The 15909-nt window shown below is 71.6% G+C and carries 18 protein-coding genes; 7 read left to right on the forward strand and 11 right to left on the reverse strand.

Features of this window, described 5'->3' with window-relative positions; all coding sequences use genetic code 11:
* Positions 1-62 precede the first annotated feature (62 nt).
* The gene (gene mshC / locus AC2CHG_RS14385) at positions 63-1301 is read left to right on the forward strand and encodes a cysteine--1-D-myo-inosityl 2-amino-2-deoxy-alpha-D-glucopyranoside ligase (protein WP_402805776.1); all 1239 of its coding nucleotides are present in this window, start codon (positions 63-65) and stop codon (positions 1299-1301) included.
* Positions 1302-1699: 398 nt separating this feature from the next.
* On the opposite strand, the gene AC2CHG_RS14390 is transcribed toward mshC, so the two are convergent.
* Together AC2CHG_RS14390 and AC2CHG_RS14395 are read right to left on the reverse strand one after the other, a co-directional pair.
* Complete coding sequence (locus AC2CHG_RS14390) at positions 1700-2491, reverse strand: GntR family transcriptional regulator (RefSeq protein ID WP_484524914.1); 792 nt, start codon at positions 2489-2491, stop codon at positions 1700-1702.
* Positions 2492-2608: 117 nt separating this feature from the next.
* Complete coding sequence (locus AC2CHG_RS14395) at positions 2609-3478, reverse strand: PAC2 family protein (protein WP_013286081.1); 870 nt, start codon at positions 3476-3478, stop codon at positions 2609-2611.
* Between the two features lie 241 nt (positions 3479-3719).
* Between AC2CHG_RS14395 and metH the strand changes: the two genes are divergently transcribed.
* Positions 3720-7235: a methionine synthase gene (metH, locus tag AC2CHG_RS14400; protein WP_484524915.1), complete on the forward strand. Its 3516-nt coding sequence runs from the start codon at positions 3720-3722 to the stop codon at positions 7233-7235.
* Positions 7236-7297: 62 nt separating this feature from the next.
* A complete protein-coding gene (locus AC2CHG_RS14405; RefSeq protein ID WP_463840372.1) occupies positions 7298-8038 on the forward strand; it encodes a hypothetical protein in 741 nt (246 codons plus the stop codon).
* 256 nt (positions 8039-8294) lie between these two features.
* On the opposite strand, the gene AC2CHG_RS14410 is transcribed toward AC2CHG_RS14405, so the two are convergent.
* The 8 genes from AC2CHG_RS14410 to AC2CHG_RS14445 form a co-directional block, all read right to left on the reverse strand.
* The gene (locus AC2CHG_RS14410; RefSeq protein ID WP_355512596.1) at positions 8295-8696 is read right to left on the reverse strand and encodes a hypothetical protein; all 402 of its coding nucleotides are present in this window, start codon (positions 8694-8696) and stop codon (positions 8295-8297) included.
* A gap of 79 nt (positions 8697-8775) precedes the next feature.
* The gene (locus tag AC2CHG_RS14415) at positions 8776-9183 is read right to left on the reverse strand and encodes a hypothetical protein (protein ID WP_355512594.1); all 408 of its coding nucleotides are present in this window, start codon (positions 9181-9183) and stop codon (positions 8776-8778) included.
* Between the two features lie 208 nt (positions 9184-9391).
* Positions 9392-9667: a hypothetical protein gene (locus AC2CHG_RS14420; RefSeq protein WP_484524916.1), complete on the reverse strand. Its 276-nt coding sequence runs from the start codon at positions 9665-9667 to the stop codon at positions 9392-9394.
* Between the two features lie 286 nt (positions 9668-9953).
* Positions 9954-10655, reverse strand: coding sequence for a DUF6069 family protein (locus AC2CHG_RS14425; RefSeq protein WP_463840375.1), 702 nt, complete (start codon positions 10653-10655; stop codon positions 9954-9956).
* Positions 10655-11653 (reverse strand): RNA polymerase subunit sigma-70, encoded by a 999-nt coding sequence (locus AC2CHG_RS14430; protein WP_355512588.1) that lies wholly within the window; start codon positions 11651-11653, stop codon positions 10655-10657. Before AC2CHG_RS14430 ends, AC2CHG_RS14425 begins: the two co-directional genes overlap by 1 nt.
* An 86-nt stretch (positions 11654-11739) precedes the next feature.
* Entirely contained in the window at positions 11740-12075 is a 336-nt protein-coding gene (locus tag AC2CHG_RS14435; protein ID WP_116510707.1) for a YnfA family protein, read from the reverse strand.
* A gap of 3 nt (positions 12076-12078) precedes the next feature.
* Positions 12079-12336: a MerR family DNA-binding transcriptional regulator gene (locus AC2CHG_RS14440; RefSeq protein ID WP_262016175.1), complete on the reverse strand. Its 258-nt coding sequence runs from the start codon at positions 12334-12336 to the stop codon at positions 12079-12081.
* Positions 12336-12665, reverse strand: coding sequence for a hypothetical protein (locus AC2CHG_RS14445; RefSeq protein ID WP_262016174.1), 330 nt, complete (start codon positions 12663-12665; stop codon positions 12336-12338). Before AC2CHG_RS14445 ends, AC2CHG_RS14440 begins: the two co-directional genes overlap by 1 nt.
* A gap of 101 nt (positions 12666-12766) precedes the next feature.
* Here AC2CHG_RS14445 and AC2CHG_RS14450 point away from each other — a divergent pair, with 101 nt between their 5' ends.
* Both AC2CHG_RS14450 and AC2CHG_RS14455 read left to right on the forward strand, forming a co-directional pair.
* Complete coding sequence (locus AC2CHG_RS14450; protein WP_262016173.1) at positions 12767-13432, forward strand: cation efflux transmembrane domain-containing protein; 666 nt, start codon at positions 12767-12769, stop codon at positions 13430-13432.
* Positions 13433-13611: 179 nt separating this feature from the next.
* On the forward strand, positions 13612-13791 hold the full coding sequence (locus tag AC2CHG_RS14455) for a hypothetical protein (protein WP_262016172.1): 180 nt from the start codon (positions 13612-13614) through the stop codon (positions 13789-13791).
* A gap of 11 nt (positions 13792-13802) precedes the next feature.
* Here the strand turns inward: AC2CHG_RS14455 and AC2CHG_RS14460 are convergent, their stop codons facing one another.
* Positions 13803-14189: a hypothetical protein gene (locus AC2CHG_RS14460; protein WP_262016171.1), complete on the reverse strand. Its 387-nt coding sequence runs from the start codon at positions 14187-14189 to the stop codon at positions 13803-13805.
* Positions 14190-14293: 104 nt separating this feature from the next.
* Between AC2CHG_RS14460 and AC2CHG_RS14465 the strand changes: the two genes are divergently transcribed.
* Together AC2CHG_RS14465 and AC2CHG_RS14470 are read left to right on the forward strand one after the other, a co-directional pair.
* A complete protein-coding gene (locus AC2CHG_RS14465; RefSeq protein ID WP_262016189.1) occupies positions 14294-15034 on the forward strand; it encodes a neutral zinc metallopeptidase in 741 nt (246 codons plus the stop codon).
* A 115-nt stretch (positions 15035-15149) separates the two neighbouring features.
* A complete protein-coding gene (locus AC2CHG_RS14470) occupies positions 15150-15788 on the forward strand; it encodes an HAD family hydrolase (RefSeq protein ID WP_262016170.1) in 639 nt (212 codons plus the stop codon).
* Positions 15789-15909: the final 121 nt, after the last annotated feature.

Consider the following 15909-nt stretch of genomic DNA (forward strand, 5'->3'; position numbering starts at 1 on the left):
TGTCGCGTTGATCACCCGTAGGGCGGCACCCTAGCGTCTGACGGATCGTTAGGCTGGCGGTCATGGAGTCTTGGGCGGGACATGACGTGCCACGGCTGCCCGGCGAGGGCGTGTCGCTGAGGTTGTACGACTCTGCGCGGCAGGGCGCCCACCCCAGCCGGCCCGAGGGCGCGGCCTCGATGTACGTCTGCGGCATCACCCCGTACGACGCGACGCACCTCGGACACGCCGCCACAATGATCACGTTCGACCTGGTGCAGCGGATGTGGCGTGACGCCGGCCTGGACGTGCGGTACGTGCAGAACGTCACCGACATCGACGACCCGCTGCTGGAGCGCGCCGAGCGCGACGGCGAGGACTGGAAGGTCCTGGCCATGCGGGAGACCGCGCTGTTCCGCGAGGACATGGAGGCGCTGCGGATGATCCCGCCGGCGCACTACGTCGGCGCCGTCGAGTCGATCCCGGACATCGCCGAGAAGGTGCTGGTGCTGCTCAAGGACGGCGCGGCGTACCGGCTCGACGACGGCACCGGCGACGTCTACTTCGACATCTCCGCCGCGCCCCGGTTCGGCTACGAGTCCAACCTGTCCCGTGAGCAGATGATCGAACTGTTCGCCGAGCGCGGCGGCGACCCGGAACGCGCCGGCAAGCGCGACCCGCTCGACCCGCTGCTGTGGCGCGGCGCCCGCGAGGGCGAGCCGTCCTGGCTCGGTGGCGAACTGGGCGCGGGCCGTCCCGGCTGGCACATCGAGTGCACTGTCATCGCGCTGAACCTGCTCGGCGACCGGATCGACGTGCAGGGCGGCGGCAACGACCTGATCTTCCCGCACCACGAGTGCTCTGCCGCGCACGCCGAGCGGCTGACCGGCGAGGCGCCGTTCGCCGACCACTACGTGCACGCCGGCATGATCGGCCTGGACGGCGAGAAGATGTCGAAGTCCCAGGGCAACCTGGTCTTCGTGTCCCGGCTGCGGGCCGACAAGGTGGACCCGATGGCGGTCCGGCTGGCGCTGATGAGCGGGCACTACCGCAGCGACCGCTCCTGGACCGACGAGCTGCTCACCGAGGCGCAGGAGCGGCTGGGCCGCTGGCGGCGGGCCGCCGCCGCGCCGGCCGGGCCATCGGGGGCGGCGTTGCTGGCCGAGGTACGCGAGCGCCTGGCCGACGACCTGGACACGCCGGGTGCCCTGGCGGCAGCCGACCGCTGGGCCGAAGCCACCCTGACCGGCGCCACCGACGACCCGCAGGCCCCGAAGCTGTTCGCCGACACGGTGGACGCCCTCCTCGGCATCGCCCTGTAGCCGTCCCGCCGCCCTCTGGCTCCCTCGCCTCGCTGATCTTGCACTTTCGGCATGCGTTTTCGCCGCTTCACCCCAATTTGCGAGGGCCGAAACTGCAAGATCGCGTGGGTTCGACCGGCGGGTGGAACGTGATGGGTGTGTCGGAGGCGATTTGACACCCACGGCGTTCCACCCGGCGTGGTCCGGCCCGGGGAGCCCTGTCCGGGCGTGGCTTCCGGGAGTCCGTACCCGTGCGAGCCGACCCTGCGGCCCGCCTCGACATCTTGCGCCGGCCCACCTCGGCGATCTTGCACTTGTGGCCCTCGGAGTGTCGTAAATGCCCCGTCTGTCGGGGCAGAGAGTGCAAGATCGCCGAGGCGGGCCGAGGCCGGGCCGGGGCCGGGGTCGGGGTCGGGCGGTCAGCCCAGGACCAGGCCGGGGTCGGGGTCCTGGTCGGGGGTGGGGGCGGGGATCTTGTACTCCTCGGTGAGCGTGGTCATCGGGCCGGGCCAGGTGGCCTGCGCGACCTCGATCGGCTTGTGCCGCTCGTCGTACGCGACGTGCAGCAGGTGCAGCACCGGCGTGTCCGGACGGATCTGGAGGATCTCCGCCTCCTCCCGGCTGGGCTGACGCGCGCTGATCGTGTCGGTGGCGGTGACGTACCGCCGGCCGATGACCTCCTCGGCCTCCTGGTAGAGCGGCCGGCCGAACGCCTCGGCCCGCTCCAGTGACGTGCCGGCGGTGTCGGCGGGCAGGAACCACGACGCGCCGACCTCGACCGGGGAGTCGTCGGTGCGTACCAGGTGCCGGCGGCAGAGCAGTTCGGTGCCGTCGGCGACGCCGAACGCGTCGGCCACCTCGGACGGGGCGGGGGAGCGGCCGACCGAGACGAGCTGCTGGCGGTACCGGGCGGCCAGGTCGGTGTGGTAGCCACGGAAGCCGCCGTACCGGCCCCGGGACAGGCGGTTGAGGCGGCGCCGGGTGCCCCGGACGTACGTACCGGAGCCGGGTTTGGTGATCAGGATGCCCTCGACCCGCAGCTGGTCGACGGCGCGCTGCACGGTCTGCTTCGCGACGCCGAACATCTCGGCGATGGCCGGGATGGACGGCAGCCGCTCGCCCGGACCCCAGTCGCCGCGGCGCACCTGGGCCTTGAGCTGCGCGGCGATCTGCCGGTGCGGGAACTCGGCCGCGCCCGGATTGATCTGCATGCAGGCCTCCTCAGAACAGCTAGGTTCCTAGGATGCCCTAGAGGGTATGACGGCGCCACCCCGGACACGAAGAAGCCGGGCCCCGATCCGAGGCCCGGCTTCAGCGAAGCGGGAGAACTACCAGGAACCCGCTGTCGGCCCGGCGGAACCGCCGCGACGACGCAGGTACTTCTCGAACTCCTGGGCGATCTCGTCCCCGGTCAACGGGGTGATACCGGCGTCACCGACCCGTTCCTCCAGCTCACGCACGTACTCGCCGAGTTCGGCGTCCTGCTCGGCGGCGCTGCGCACCCGCTGCTCCCACTCGGCTGCCTCCTCGGCCAGGTCGGCCATCGGCACCGGCAGGTCGAGCACCTCCTCGACCCGGTGCAGCAGGGCGAGCGTGGCCTTCGGGCAGGGCGGGTTGTTGGCGTAGTGCGGCACGTGCACCCAGAACGACACCGCGTCGACCTCGGCCCGGGTGCAGGCGTCGTGCAGCACGCCGACGATGCCGGTCGGCCCGTCGTACCGGGTGGGGGTGAGCTGGTAGCGCTTGGCCGCGTCGGCGTCCGACGCGCTGCCGCTGATCGGCAGCGGCCGGGTGTACGGCACGTCGGCCAGCAACGCGCCGAGCAGCACCACCCGCTCGACCTCCAGGCTGTGGCAGATCTCCAGCACCTGCTCGCAGAACGTCCGCCAGCGCATGCTCGGCTCGATGCCGCGGATCAGCACCACGTCCCGCTCGGTGCCCTCCGGACTGGCCACCATGAACCGCGTGGTGGGCCACTCGACGCGCCGGGTCTCCCCGTCGGCCATGGTGATCGTCGGCCGGCTCACCTGGAAGTCGTAGAAGTCCTCCGGGTCCAGCTCGGTCACCTCCCGGGCCTGCCAGACCTGCTCCAGGTGTTCCACGGCGGCGGTGGAGGCGTCGGCGGCGTCGTTCCAGCCCTCGAAGGCCGCGATGGCGACCGGCGAGCGCAGCACCGGCAGCCCGTCGAACTCGGTCACGCCGTCACCTCACCCTGCTCGTCGGGCGCGGCGCCGCCCCGTCGCACTGTCGCACCCCTGTTGTCCTTCACGTCCGTCAGCCTACGTGCCCCCGCGAGGGCCGGCCCGTCGGCCGCGCCGGTCGCCGGGCCGGACCACCCGGGCGAACCGGCGGAAAGGGGTACGACGGCCCGGTGGGCAGAATGTGGGATGGCCCGGTTCGGGTGACTCTGCCGCACTCGGGCGCACTACCCTGGAGCATGTGTCTATCTCGTTGCGTGACCTGCTGGCGGATCGGATCCTGATCGCGGACGGCGCGATGGGGACGATGCTCCAGGCTGCCGATCTCACCCTCGACGACTTCGACGGCCTCGAAGGCTGCAACGAGATCCTCAACGTGACCCGGCCGGACGTGGTCCGCGGCGTGCACGACGCATACCTGGCCGCCGGCGCGGACTGCGTGGAGACCAACACGTTCGGCGCCAACCTGCCCAACCTCGCCGAGTACGGCATCCCCGGCCGCATCCGGGAACTGTCCGAGGCGGGCGCGCGGATCGCGCGGGAGGCAGCCGACGCGTACGCGACGCCGGAGCACCCCCGGTTCGTGCTCGGTTCGATGGGCCCGGGCACCAAGCTGCCGACCCTCGGGCACGCGAGCTACGCCTCGCTGCGTGACGCGTACCAGGAGAACGCCGCCGGCCTGATCGCCGGCGGCGCGGACGCGCTGATCATCGAGACCTGCCAGGACCTGCTCCAGGTCAAGGCGGCGGTGGTCGGGTCGAAGCGGGCGCGCGCCGAGGCCGGCCGGGACGTCCCGATCATCTGCCAGGTCGCGGTGGAGACGACCGGCACCATGCTGCTGGGCAGTGAGATCGGCGCCGCGCTGACCGCGATCGAGCCGCTCGGCGTCGACCTGATCGGGCTGAACTGCTCCACCGGCCCGGCGGAGATGGGCGAGCACCTGCGCTACCTGGCGCAGCACTCGCGTATCCCGATCTCGGTGATGCCGAACGCGGGCCTGCCGGTGCTGACCGCCGACGGGGCGTACTTCCCGCTCAGCCCGGACGAGCTGGCCGACGCGCTGGAGCAGTTCGTCACCGACTACGGCGTGGCCCTGATCGGCGGCTGCTGCGGCACCACCCCGGAGCACATCCGGGTGCTGGTGGAGCGGCTGGGCGGACGGGCGCCGGTGTCGCGGGAGCCGAAGCCGGAGGCCGGGGTCTCCTCGATCTACCACCACGTGCCGTTCGCCCAGGACGCCAGCATCCTGATGGTGGGGGAGCGGACCAACGCCAACGGGTCGAAGGCGTTCCGCGAGTCGATGCTCGCCGGTGACTGGCAGGCCTGTGTGGAGGTCGCGCGCAGCCAGGCCCGCGACGGCTCGCACCTGCTCGACCTCTGCGTCGACTACGTCGGCCGCGACGGTACGCAGGACATGCGGGAGCTGGCCGGCCGGTTCGCCACCGCCTCGACGCTGCCGATCGTGCTGGACTCCACCGAACCGGCCGTGATCGAGGCCGGGCTGGAGATGCTCGGCGGCCGGTGCGTGGTCAACTCGGTCAACTTCGAGGACGGCGACGGCCCCGAGTCCCGCTACGCGCGCATCATGCCGGTGGTCCGGGAGCACGGCGCCGCCGTGGTGGCGCTGCTCATCGACGAGGAGGGCCAGGCCCGCACCCGTGAGTGGAAGGTTCGGGTAGCCTGCCGGCTGATCGACGACCTGACCGGCCGGTGGGGGATGCGCCGGGAGGACATCCTCATCGACGCGCTGACGTTCCCGATCGCCACCGGGCAGGAGGAGACCCGCCGCGACGGCATCGAGACGATCGAGGCGATCCGGGAGATCGCCGCGCGCTACCCGGGCGTCAACTTCACCGCGGGCATCTCCAACGTGTCGTTCGGCCTCAACCCGGCGGCCCGGCAGGTGCTCAACTCGGTGTTCCTGCACGAGTGCGCCCAGGCCGGGCTGACCTCGGCGATCGTGCACGCCAGCAAGATCCTGCCGATGTCGCGGATCCCGGACGAGCAGCGCGAGGTGGCGCTCGACCTGGTCTACGACCGGCGCCGCGAGGGCTACGACCCGGTGCAGCGGTTCATCGAGGCCTTCGAGGGCGTGGACGCCGCGTCGGCGCGCGCCACCCGGGCCGAGGAACTGGCCGCGCTGCCACTGGACGAGCGGCTCAAGCGACGGATCATCGACGGCGAGCGCAACGGCCTGGAGGCCGACCTGGACACCGCGATGGCGCAGGGGCGTACGCCGCTGTCCATCATCAACGACCTGCTGCTGGATGGCATGAAGGTGGTCGGCGAGCTGTTCGGCTCCGGCCAGATGCAGTTGCCGTTCGTACTCCAGTCCGCCGAGGTGATGAAAACCGCGGTGGCCTACCTGGAGCCGCGCATGGAGAAGACCGATGACGACGGCAAGGGCCGCATCGTGCTCGCCACGGTCAAGGGGGACGTGCACGACATCGGCAAGAACCTGGTCGACATCATCCTGTCCAACAACGGCTACGACGTGGTGAACATCGGCATCAAGCAGCCGATCAACGCGATCCTCGACGCGGCCGAGGAGCACCGGGCCGACGCGATCGGCATGTCCGGCCTGCTCGTCAAGAGCACAGTCATCATGAAGGAGAACCTGGCCGAGATGGCCTCCCGCGGCGTGGCCGAGCGTTGGCCGGTGCTGCTCGGCGGCGCGGCGCTGACCCGCGCGTACGTCGAGGACGACCTGCGGTCGATCTACCCGGGCCAGGTGCACTACGCCCGCGACGCGTTCGAAGGGCTGTCCCTGATGGACCGCGTGATGGCGGCCAAGCGCGGCGGCGCGCCCGTGGTCGACCCGGAGCGGGAGGCGGCACTGGCGGCCCGCCGGGAGCGCCGCGAGCGGCAGCGGACGCAGGTCCGCGAGGCACTGCCCGAACTGGACGACGCGTCGGTGCGCTCCGATGTGGCGGCCGACGTGGCGGTGCCGAAGCCGCCGTTCTTCGGCACCCGCGTCGTCAAGGGCGTACCGCTGGCCGACTACGCGGCGCTGCTCGACGAGCGGGCCACGTTCCTGGGCCAGTGGGGGCTGCGCGGCGCACGCGGCGGCAAGGGCCCGTCCTACGAGGAACTGGTCGAGACCGAGGGCCGGCCCCGGCTGCGGTACTGGCTGGACCGCCTGATCTCCGACCAGGTGCTGGAGGCGGCCGTGGTGTACGGCTACTTCCCCGCGTACTCCGAGGGCAACGACCTGGTGGTGCTGGACGAGAACGGGCACAGCGAGCGGGCCCGGTTTTCCTTTCCCCGGCAGCGCCAGGAGCGGCGGCTGTGCCTGGCCGACTTCTTCCGGCCCAAGGGCGACCAGCTCGACGTGGTGGCGTTGCAGCTGGTCACCGTCGGGCAGCCGATCAGCGAGTACACGGCGAAGATGTTCGCCGGCAACGAGTACCGCGACTACCTGGAGGTGCACGGCCTGTCCGTGCAGCTCACCGAGGCCCTCGCGGAGTACTGGCACCGGCGGATCCGGGCCGAGCTGGTGCTGCCCGGCGGCGGCACCGTGGCCGACGACGACCCGGCCGACCTGGCCGGTCTGCTGCGCACCGACTACCGGGGCTGCCGGTACGCGTTCGGCTATCCGGCCTGCCCGGACCTGGAGGACCGGGCGAAGATCGTGGAGCTGCTGGGCGCGGAGCGGATCGGGGTGCAGTTGTCCGAGGAGTTCCAGTTGGTGCCGGAACAGGCCACCGACGCGATCGTCGTGCACCACCCGGAGGCGAACTACTTCAACGCCAAGTGACGCAGTTGTGTGGGCGGCTACGAGCTCCCCGCGGCTTGTGATGATGCCTCACAATCCAGGCCATGGTGTGGTGGCGGCGGGTGGAGTGCCCGGTACGGCCGATCGAACAGGACTGGATCGAACAGTCGATGGACTGGTTCGTGGCGCAGTTCGGCACCGACCGGCTGCACGGCGAGGTTGTGATGCCGACCGACCACTATTTCCCCGGCGTCTACCGGGGCACCCGCGACGACATCCGATCAGTGCTGAATCGGCTCTGCGCTCACATGGGCATCGACCCCGCCCGAGTGGAACTCGAGCACGACGCGGCCGACGACAACCCGGAGTTGTCCGCGCACGTCCCGATCCACGCGCAGTCGAAGGGCGCGGCCGGGCATCACCGCATCCGCGATGGCCGTTCCGTCATCGGGATCCGCGACGATCAGGCGGCTCGTCCGATGGCGCTGGTGGCGACCATCGCTCACGAGTTGGGCCATGTCTTGCTGCTGGGCGACGGCCGGATCTCGGCGCAGCAGCGGGATCAGGAAGCACTCACGGACCTGTTGACCGTGTTCTTCGGCCTTGGCATCTTCAGCGCCAACGCCGCGTTCGAGTACTCGCGAGAAGCCCGGGGTGACTATGTCTACGCCCGTACCAACCAGCTCGGCTACCTGACCGAGCCCATGTACGGCTATGCGTTGGCCCGGTACGGGTGGCTGCGCGGCGAGGCGGACCCGGGATGGGCGAGGTACGTCGACACCAATCCGCGCAGCTTTCTCAAACGCGGCCTGCGCTACCTCGCCCACGTGGACCGAACCGGGTAACGGCGGCGTCCTCATTTTCCGCTGACCGCGCGTCGTCCGGCCCTGGAGCGGCCTTGAACGGGCCGTACGCGTCGAGCGGCCACGTTCGCGGCACCCTGCTGGTCCGCCACCGGGCCGCATCGTCGGAGACACCAACTCCGGCCACAAGGGTGTCGTGGCAGTCTTCTCCCTCGCGTCCTGACCGCTACGTACGGGTCCGGGCTCCGTCAACGAGTGGTTGGCGGAGCTTCGACCTGTGAGGACCACAACGCGGCCGTCACGTGTCGTAGAGCCCATCCCACGGCTCGTGGAATCCGAGGCGATCCGGATACAGCTCGACCCAGTCGACGTGGCTGCCGTCGCCCGCCCGGTCGCCGGACTCGTCGACCAGACCGAAGACGACGCCGTCCTGACGGGTCTGGAACAGTCGTACGGCGATGTCGCCGTACGACTTGCCGGGCAGGCTCGCGAGCAGCCCGTCGAGTGCCTCACTAAGCGCGGCTCGATGCGGAACCCGCGTGATGGTCGAGTCCCGGTACGTCCCGTCGTGGTCGAAGCGGTGCACGTACGCGTGGTGGTCCCACGCCGAGGCGAGGAACAACCCGTCGTCGTAGCGGCCGATCTTGTCCGTCCGGTGGCTGGGCTCGTGTGCGATGGGAATCAGCCGGGGTACGGGCACCCGGTCAACGTAGCGTACGAGCGCGGGGCGTCCGCCGGAATGGCGGACGCCCCGAAGCGTCGACGTGCCGGTCAGCCGATCAGCGCCTCTTGTAGGTCAGTACGATCTGGCATTTGGCGGTACAGAGGGATATCACGACCCAGGTGATCCCGCCTACCGGCCCCTCCTGCGTGAAATTGAAGTCCGTGCGATTTTCGCCGTAGCCCGATGCGGTCCGGGTCTGAGTGGAGAGGTAAAGGGCCATGTCGAGGTTTTCCCCCTGGTAGAAATCGAACATGACTGTCGTGCTGCCGGGAGTGTGGTCCGAGACATAGCCCTGCAAACCGACTGAGCGGTTGTACCAGGTAATGCCGCCTTCGGTCAGGCCCCCAGAGAGGCTGGCGCTGAAGGGCGTCACAGGATAGGCGTATGCAGGTGAGGGCGCCCAGCCGACGGCTGACACGAGGGCGGCGATGATGAGTGGGAGAATGAGCCGTCGACTTTTCATGATGTCCTCCTTCAACATGGGGTGCCCCGGTGTGCACAGCGGGCGCAGGGGCGCAGGCGCATTCAACCAGAGCAATAGATGCCGGTGTGGCCCTCCGCACCGATCGGACGACTCGTCCATCTGCGGCACCCGCCTGTCGGTCGGTAGCCACTGACGAGCGCGGGGCGCCCGCCGGGATGGCGGACGCCCCGAAGCGTCGACGCGTCGGTCAGCCGATCAGCGTGACCGAGTAGTCGTACGTCGTCCCGGTCACCGAGTACGTGGCGGTCTGCCCGTTCTCGCAGTACGACACGAAGCTGCTCGGAGTCCGCTGCGCTCCGGCCACCGCGTTGACCACTGGCCGGACATCGGACCCGACCGGCAGCGCGGTGGTGGTGAGATCGATCGTCCGCGACTGGTTGATCGGGTAGGTGTCGGTGTTCGCCGTCTCCAGGCCGTTGCTCGCCTGAACGCTGAAGGACATCACGAAGGCGGCGTTGTTCACCACGGCGATGCGCTGAACGCAGGGTTCTGCCTGCGCGCTGGCCGCGGAGGTCCCAGCCAGTGCCGATCCACCGGCGGCGAGCGTCCCTACGAGTGCGGCTCCGACGAGCCTGGCGCGGAAGGTCATGGTGTCACCTCTCGGTCGTACGTGGCGCCGGGCGCCGACTGGCGGCGCCCGGCGTTCGGTCCATATCGGAGTTCCCGAACGTTTCCGATCGAACCCTGTGAATCGGGAATGTTCTGTGGCCCGGCCCACGCCGCCCACCGTCGCGACGGCCGGGCAGCCGTCAGGCGCGTCCCGGAGGGCGTGCGCGCAGGCCCCACGTCAGGGCGGGGATCATCACCGCCGCCGCGACCAGGTGCAGCCCGACCAGCCCGATCGTCGTGGCGGCGTCGCCTCCGGCGATCAACGGCGGGACCATCGACAGCGCGGTCAGCGCCACCGCTGTCCACATGAACCGCCGCGCGGGACGCGCGCTGAACCGCAGCAGCGCGGCGGCGATGACGACGCCGACGAGCGAGAAGAATCCGGTCACCACGGCGAACCCGCCCAACGGGATCGTCTCGCCGCCGCCGTCGGGGATCTCGAAGTCCACACCGCCGGCCCGGGCGAGCGCCGCCGCGAGCGTGGTGATCACCGCCGCCGCGAGCGTGGCGACCAGACCGGTGACGGCGAGCCGCCGGAAGCCGTGCGCACGGCGAGAGACGACGCCGGTGTCGGTGCTGCTGATCATGTCGTTCCTCCGAACGTCTTCATGAGGGGTGAGGATCCGTACCGTCGCGGTGCGACGGCCGGGGTTGCGCAGCGCGCGTACCCCGGTGCCGCGCAGCCAGAAGCCGGCGTCGCGGCCGAGGACCGGCCCGGGGGTGCCGTCGCGCAGCTCCAGCTGCACCCGGCCGCGCGTCACCACGCCGTACGCGTGATGCCACTGGGCCGCGATCACCGGAACGCGCGCGCCGCCGGGCAGCGCGAGCGTCCGCGCGGGCACTACGGCGTACGGTCGGCGGGCAGGCGCTCGGGCAGCCCGAGCCGCGGGAACTGGTCGGCGTGGAACGTGACGATCTCGGTGATCGCCCCGCCGGTGACGCGCAGGGCGTCGACGGTGAGCGGCAGGTACGCGCCGTCGCTGTCCTGCCAGAGGTAGAACGCGACGGCGGGCTGCCGGTTCACCGCGGTGGGCACTGCTCGCAGGCTGCCCAGGCTCTCGAAGCCGTCCGCGATCCAGTCGCTCACCACCGCGTCGCGGCCGATCTGCAGCCCCGGGGTGGGCGGCATCGAGCAGCGCACGTCGTCGCGCAGCATGGCGGCGAGCGCGCCGACGTCCTTGGCGACGGCGGCGTCGGTGAAGCGGCGTACCAGCTCGCGGGTCCGGGTGTCCGTCTCGTCGCCGGTCCAGTCCTGCCGCTGGGCGGGCAGGTGTTCCCGCATGCCGGCGCGGGCGCGCTGCAACGCGCTGTTCACCGAGTTGACCGAGTCGCCGAGCAGCTCCGCGACCTCCTTGGCGGGCCAGCCGAGCACGTCCCGCAGGATCAGCACGGCGCGTGGGCGCGGCGCGAGGTGCTGCACCGCGACCAGGTACGCCAGCTCGATCGTCTCCCGCGCGACAGCTACCGTCTCCGGCTCGTCCGCGCCGGCGGCGGGCAACTCGTCGAGCAGCCGGTCCGGGTACGGCTGGAGCCACCGCACCTCACCGCCGGTCGCCGGCTCGGGCCGGCACTTGGCGAGCAGGTCCAGGCAGGCGTTGGTGGCGATCCGGTACAGCCAGGCCCGGAACGTCGACCGGCCCGCGAACGTCTCCCGCCGCCGCCAGGCCCGCAGGAACGTCTCCTGGACGGTGTCCTCGGCGTCCTCGAACGAGCCGAGCATCCGGTAGCAGTGCACGTGCAGCTCCCGCCGGTGCCGCTGCGCCAGCCCGGTGAACGCCGGTTCGTCGACCTCGGCCAGATCCCGTACGCCCGGTTCCGCCGGTTGCGTCTCCGCACCCATCACGTCATCCTCCCGCTTCGTCGTGTGCCGTCCTCTGTGAGACGGGGACGGGCGGGAAAACTCATCACCCGCGCTCGGCGCCGCCGTCAGCCCGTGCGCGGGGCGTACATGATGACCGCGACGCCGACCAGGCAGATGGCCGCGCCGACGAGGTCGTAGCGGTCGGGCCGGAACTTGTCGACGACCATGCCCCAGGCGAGCGACCCGGCGACGAAGACGCCGCCGTAGGCGGCGAGGATGCGGCCGAAGTTCGCGTCCGGCTGGAACGTGGCCACGAACCCGTAGGCGCCGAGCGCGATCACCCCGGCGGCGATCCAGAGCAGCCCGCGGTTCTCCCGCCAGCCCTGCCACACCAGCCAGGCGCCGCCGATCTCGGCGAGCGCGGCGAGCAGGAAAAGCAGGATGGACCGCACGACCGTCATGCGTCAGACCGTAGCGACACCGGGCCGGGGACCGGCCGGGCGGCCCGGTCGGCGGGCCCGGCGAACGGCAGGGGGCAGCAGGCGTTGCGCGGCCTTCACCACCCGCAGCAGGGTGACCGTCTCGGCCGGGTAGAGGCGATGCCCGCCCGGCGACCGCCGGGGCGCGGGCAGCAGCCCGCGCCGTTCGTGGTAGCGCAGCGTCTGCACGTTGACCCCGGCTGCGTCGGCGAGCCGGCCGCTGCGCAGCTCCGGCTCGCCCATCACCGGCCCCGCGCGGCCGTGGCCCGCAGGGCCAGGGCATCGAGTACGGCGACACGGGTCGCCGGAACGCGGATGTCGAGCGTCAGCGTGTCGCCGTCCGGGCGGGCGAGATCGAAGGTGAAGAAGGAGCAGCAGGCGGACTCGCGGGCGATCAGGTCCCGGGCGAGCGCTTCGGCGCCGCCGTCGAGGTGCAGCCGCAGATGCCCGGCGGCCGGCCGGTCGGCGCCGCGCAGCGCGTCGTGGAACAGCCCGTCGAACTCGGCCAGCCGCAGCGGCCGTTCGGTGGTCGGCAGCGTGCAGGTGTCGGGCACCCAGGAATCGTCGGTCACCTCTCGACGGTAAGCCCGTACCGGGGTACCGGATGCGAGCCCGTCACCAGGAAGAAGCACGCGTTGTATGGTCGCGGCATGCGGACGCCTGGGGGCTGCTGATGAGCCTGCCGCTGATCCCGGTCACGCCCGCCGGTCCGACGCCGGACCGCCGCGCGCTGCTCACCCGCCGGGTACGCCTGCTGGTCGCCGCGACCATCACCTACAACGTGATCGAGGCGGTGGTGGCGATCAGCGCCGGTACCGTCGCGTCCTCGACCGCCCTGATCGGCTTCGGTCTGGACTCGGTCATCGAGGTGGCCTCCGCGGCAGCGGTGGCGTGGCAGTTCGCCGGTCCGGACCCGCAGGCCCGGGAACGTGTCGCGCTGCGCGTCATCGCGGTGTCGTTCTTCGCGCTCGCCGCGTACGTCTCCGTCGAGGCGGTCCGGGCGCTGCTCGGCGGCACCGAGGCCGCACACTCACCGGCCGGGCTGGTGCTCGCCGGGCTCTCGGTGATCGTGATGCCGGTGCTGTCGGCAGCGCAGCGGCGCGCCGGGCGTGAACTGGGCTCCCGGTCGGCGGTGGCCGACTCGAAGCAGACGTTGCTGTGCACGTACCTCTCGGTGGTTCTGCTCGTCGGGCTGGCCCTCAACGGCCTGTTCGGGTGGTCCTGGGCCGACCCGGTCGCCGCCCTGGTGATCGCCGTGGTCGCGGTCCGCGAGGGCCGCGACGCCTGGCGCGGCGACACCTGCTGCGCCACCTGCGGCCCGGGCGGCCCGCAGGCGTGATCACCGGCCGCGACCTGCGGCGACGTCGGGAATACGGCTGTGCTCGGCGGCCTGGCGGGCTACCGTCACCGGAGTACGGGCCGGCGTGGGTCAGGCGCGCCGCGTCCACGCCCCCGCCGTCGGCGTTGACGTGGCGGAAACGCCCGCAGACGAGCATGGGTACGACGAAAGGGGCGGACATGACCGACGAGGTGACGTCGCAGGTCCCGCCGGAACCGGCTCCCGTGCTGACCCGACCCGCCGGCACGGGACCGGTCGGACCGCCGAGCAGCCTGGACCTGTGGGCGCGTGCCCAGGTGTTGCACCGCTGCTTCGGCGACGACGACGGCGAGCCGCACATCATGCGCGGCCTGGACTGACCGCCGCCCGGTCAGCGCACCGTCACGCCGGCCCGCGCCAGCACCTCCCACCAGGACGCGAGGTCGGGGACCGGCTCGGCGCGAGCCGTGTACTCCTCCAACCGCCGCCGCTGCTCCACGCTCGGCGCCGGTGAGACGGTGGCGCCCACGCCGACCAGGGCGTACCGGTTGCCGCCGACGGTGAGCAGCATCGTGCCGACGATCGTTCCCCGGGCCTCGACCTGCCCGGCGGGCGCGGCGAACACCTCCGCGCCGCGCCGGTCGCGGGCGCGCAGCCGGCCCTCGTCGAGCGTCAGCAGCAACGGTACGCACCGCATGCCGTTCCAGAGGCTGCGTCGCCACCAGACGATTCCCGCGTACGACCGGCCCACGACGCCGACCGTACCGTTCCCGCGCACCGGTGAACGATTCGCGACGGCGGTGCGTGAGAGCCGGTGAGCATCACCGGCGGCCGCCGGGGGTACTGCTGCGGGACACGGGAACGAACAGCCGGGAGGTCATGGTGGGGGACAGGGCGGGACGTCAGGGGCGCGGGCCGATCGCCGGACTGGTGGTGGCCGCGCTGGTCGCGGCCGGTTGCATGGCCGGCGGCTACGACCAGGGCGAGCCGCAGCAGCCCGCACCCCCGCGCAGCACGCAGCCCGAGTCGCAGACCACCCGCGCGGACGGCACGACGAGCGTGGCCGAGTTCAAGCAGGACATCCAGGACGCGGTCCGGCTGGCCGAACGCTACTGGGCGGAGCAGTTCCGCGCCTCGGGTCAGCGGTTCACCCCGATCCGGCGGGTGGTGGCCTACAGCCGCGAGGGCGAGGTGGCCTGCGCCGGGCAGGGCCTGCCGCGCAACAACGCGGTGTACTGCTCGGCCGGCGACTTCATCGCGTACGACGTGAACTGGTCGGTGGCGGCGTTCCGGCAGATCGGCGACGCGTTCCTGTTCTACCTGCTCGGCCACGAGTACGCCCACGGCATGCAGGTGCGGCTGGGCATCCGCTACAACTTCACCATCCAGCAGGAACTGCAGGCCGACTGCATGGCCGGGGCGTACCTCGGGGACAGCGTGCGGTCCGGGGCCCTGGAGCTGGCGGACGGTGACCTGGAGGAGTTCCGGGAAGGGCTGCTGGCGGTCGGCGACGACCCGGACCAGCCGTGGTTCGCCGAGGGCTCGCACGGCACCGCCGAGCAGCGCAGCGAGTCGTTCTTCCGGGGGTACGAGAAGTCGCTCGGCGCCTGCGGCCTCCGGTGATGCCGCGGGTCACCCCGATCGGGGACGGTGACTGGCGCACCGGACGCGGCTGGCAGGATCGGCGGGGTACGCGTACCGAAGGAGGCCCCCGCTGAGCAGCAAGCACCCCGCCGCCGTGCTCTTCGACATGGACGGCACCCTGGTCGACAGCGAGAAACTGTGGGACGTCGCGTTGCAGGAACTGGCCGCCGTGTACGGCGGTGTCCTGTCCGATGACGCCCGCCGCGCGATCGTCGGCACCGGGATGGCCGACGCGATGCGGATCGTGCACGACGACCTGGGCCAGCCGGAGCGGGACGTGCAGGAAAGCGCCGACTGGATCAGCGCCCGGATCCTGGACCTGTTCCGCACCGGGCTGCAATGGCGTCCGGGCGCGCTGGCGCTGCTGCGGGCGGTACGCGACGCCGGCATCCCCACCGCGCTGGTCACCTCCAGCGGCCGGTCCCTGGTCGAGGTGGCCCTGGACACGCTGGGCCGGGACAGCTTCGACGCGGTGGTCTGCGGCGACGAGGTGGACGCGGCGAAGCCGCACCCGGAGCCGTACCTGACCGCCGCGCGTCTGCTGGACGTGCCGGTCGAGCGGTGCGTGGCGATCGAGGACTCACCGACCGGGGTGGCCAGCGCGCTCGCCGCCGGGGCGGCGGTGCTGGCCGTACCGGCCGAGGTGCCGCTGGCGCCCGCCGACGGCGTACACCAGATGGAGAGCCTGCTCGGGGCGGACCTGGAGTTGCTCGCGGCCCTGCTCAACCGTTAGGAAGGGCCCCTTCCTATGCACGAGGCGTTAAGTGAGTGTTTGAGAAGTGGTGGGGTCGGGCGGCGTGTCGTGTTGAAGGTGAGGGAAGGCCCTCGGTAGGTCCGGTGGTGTCGAGCCAACC

The organism is Micromonospora sp. ATLC20 (assembly GCF_057196585.1).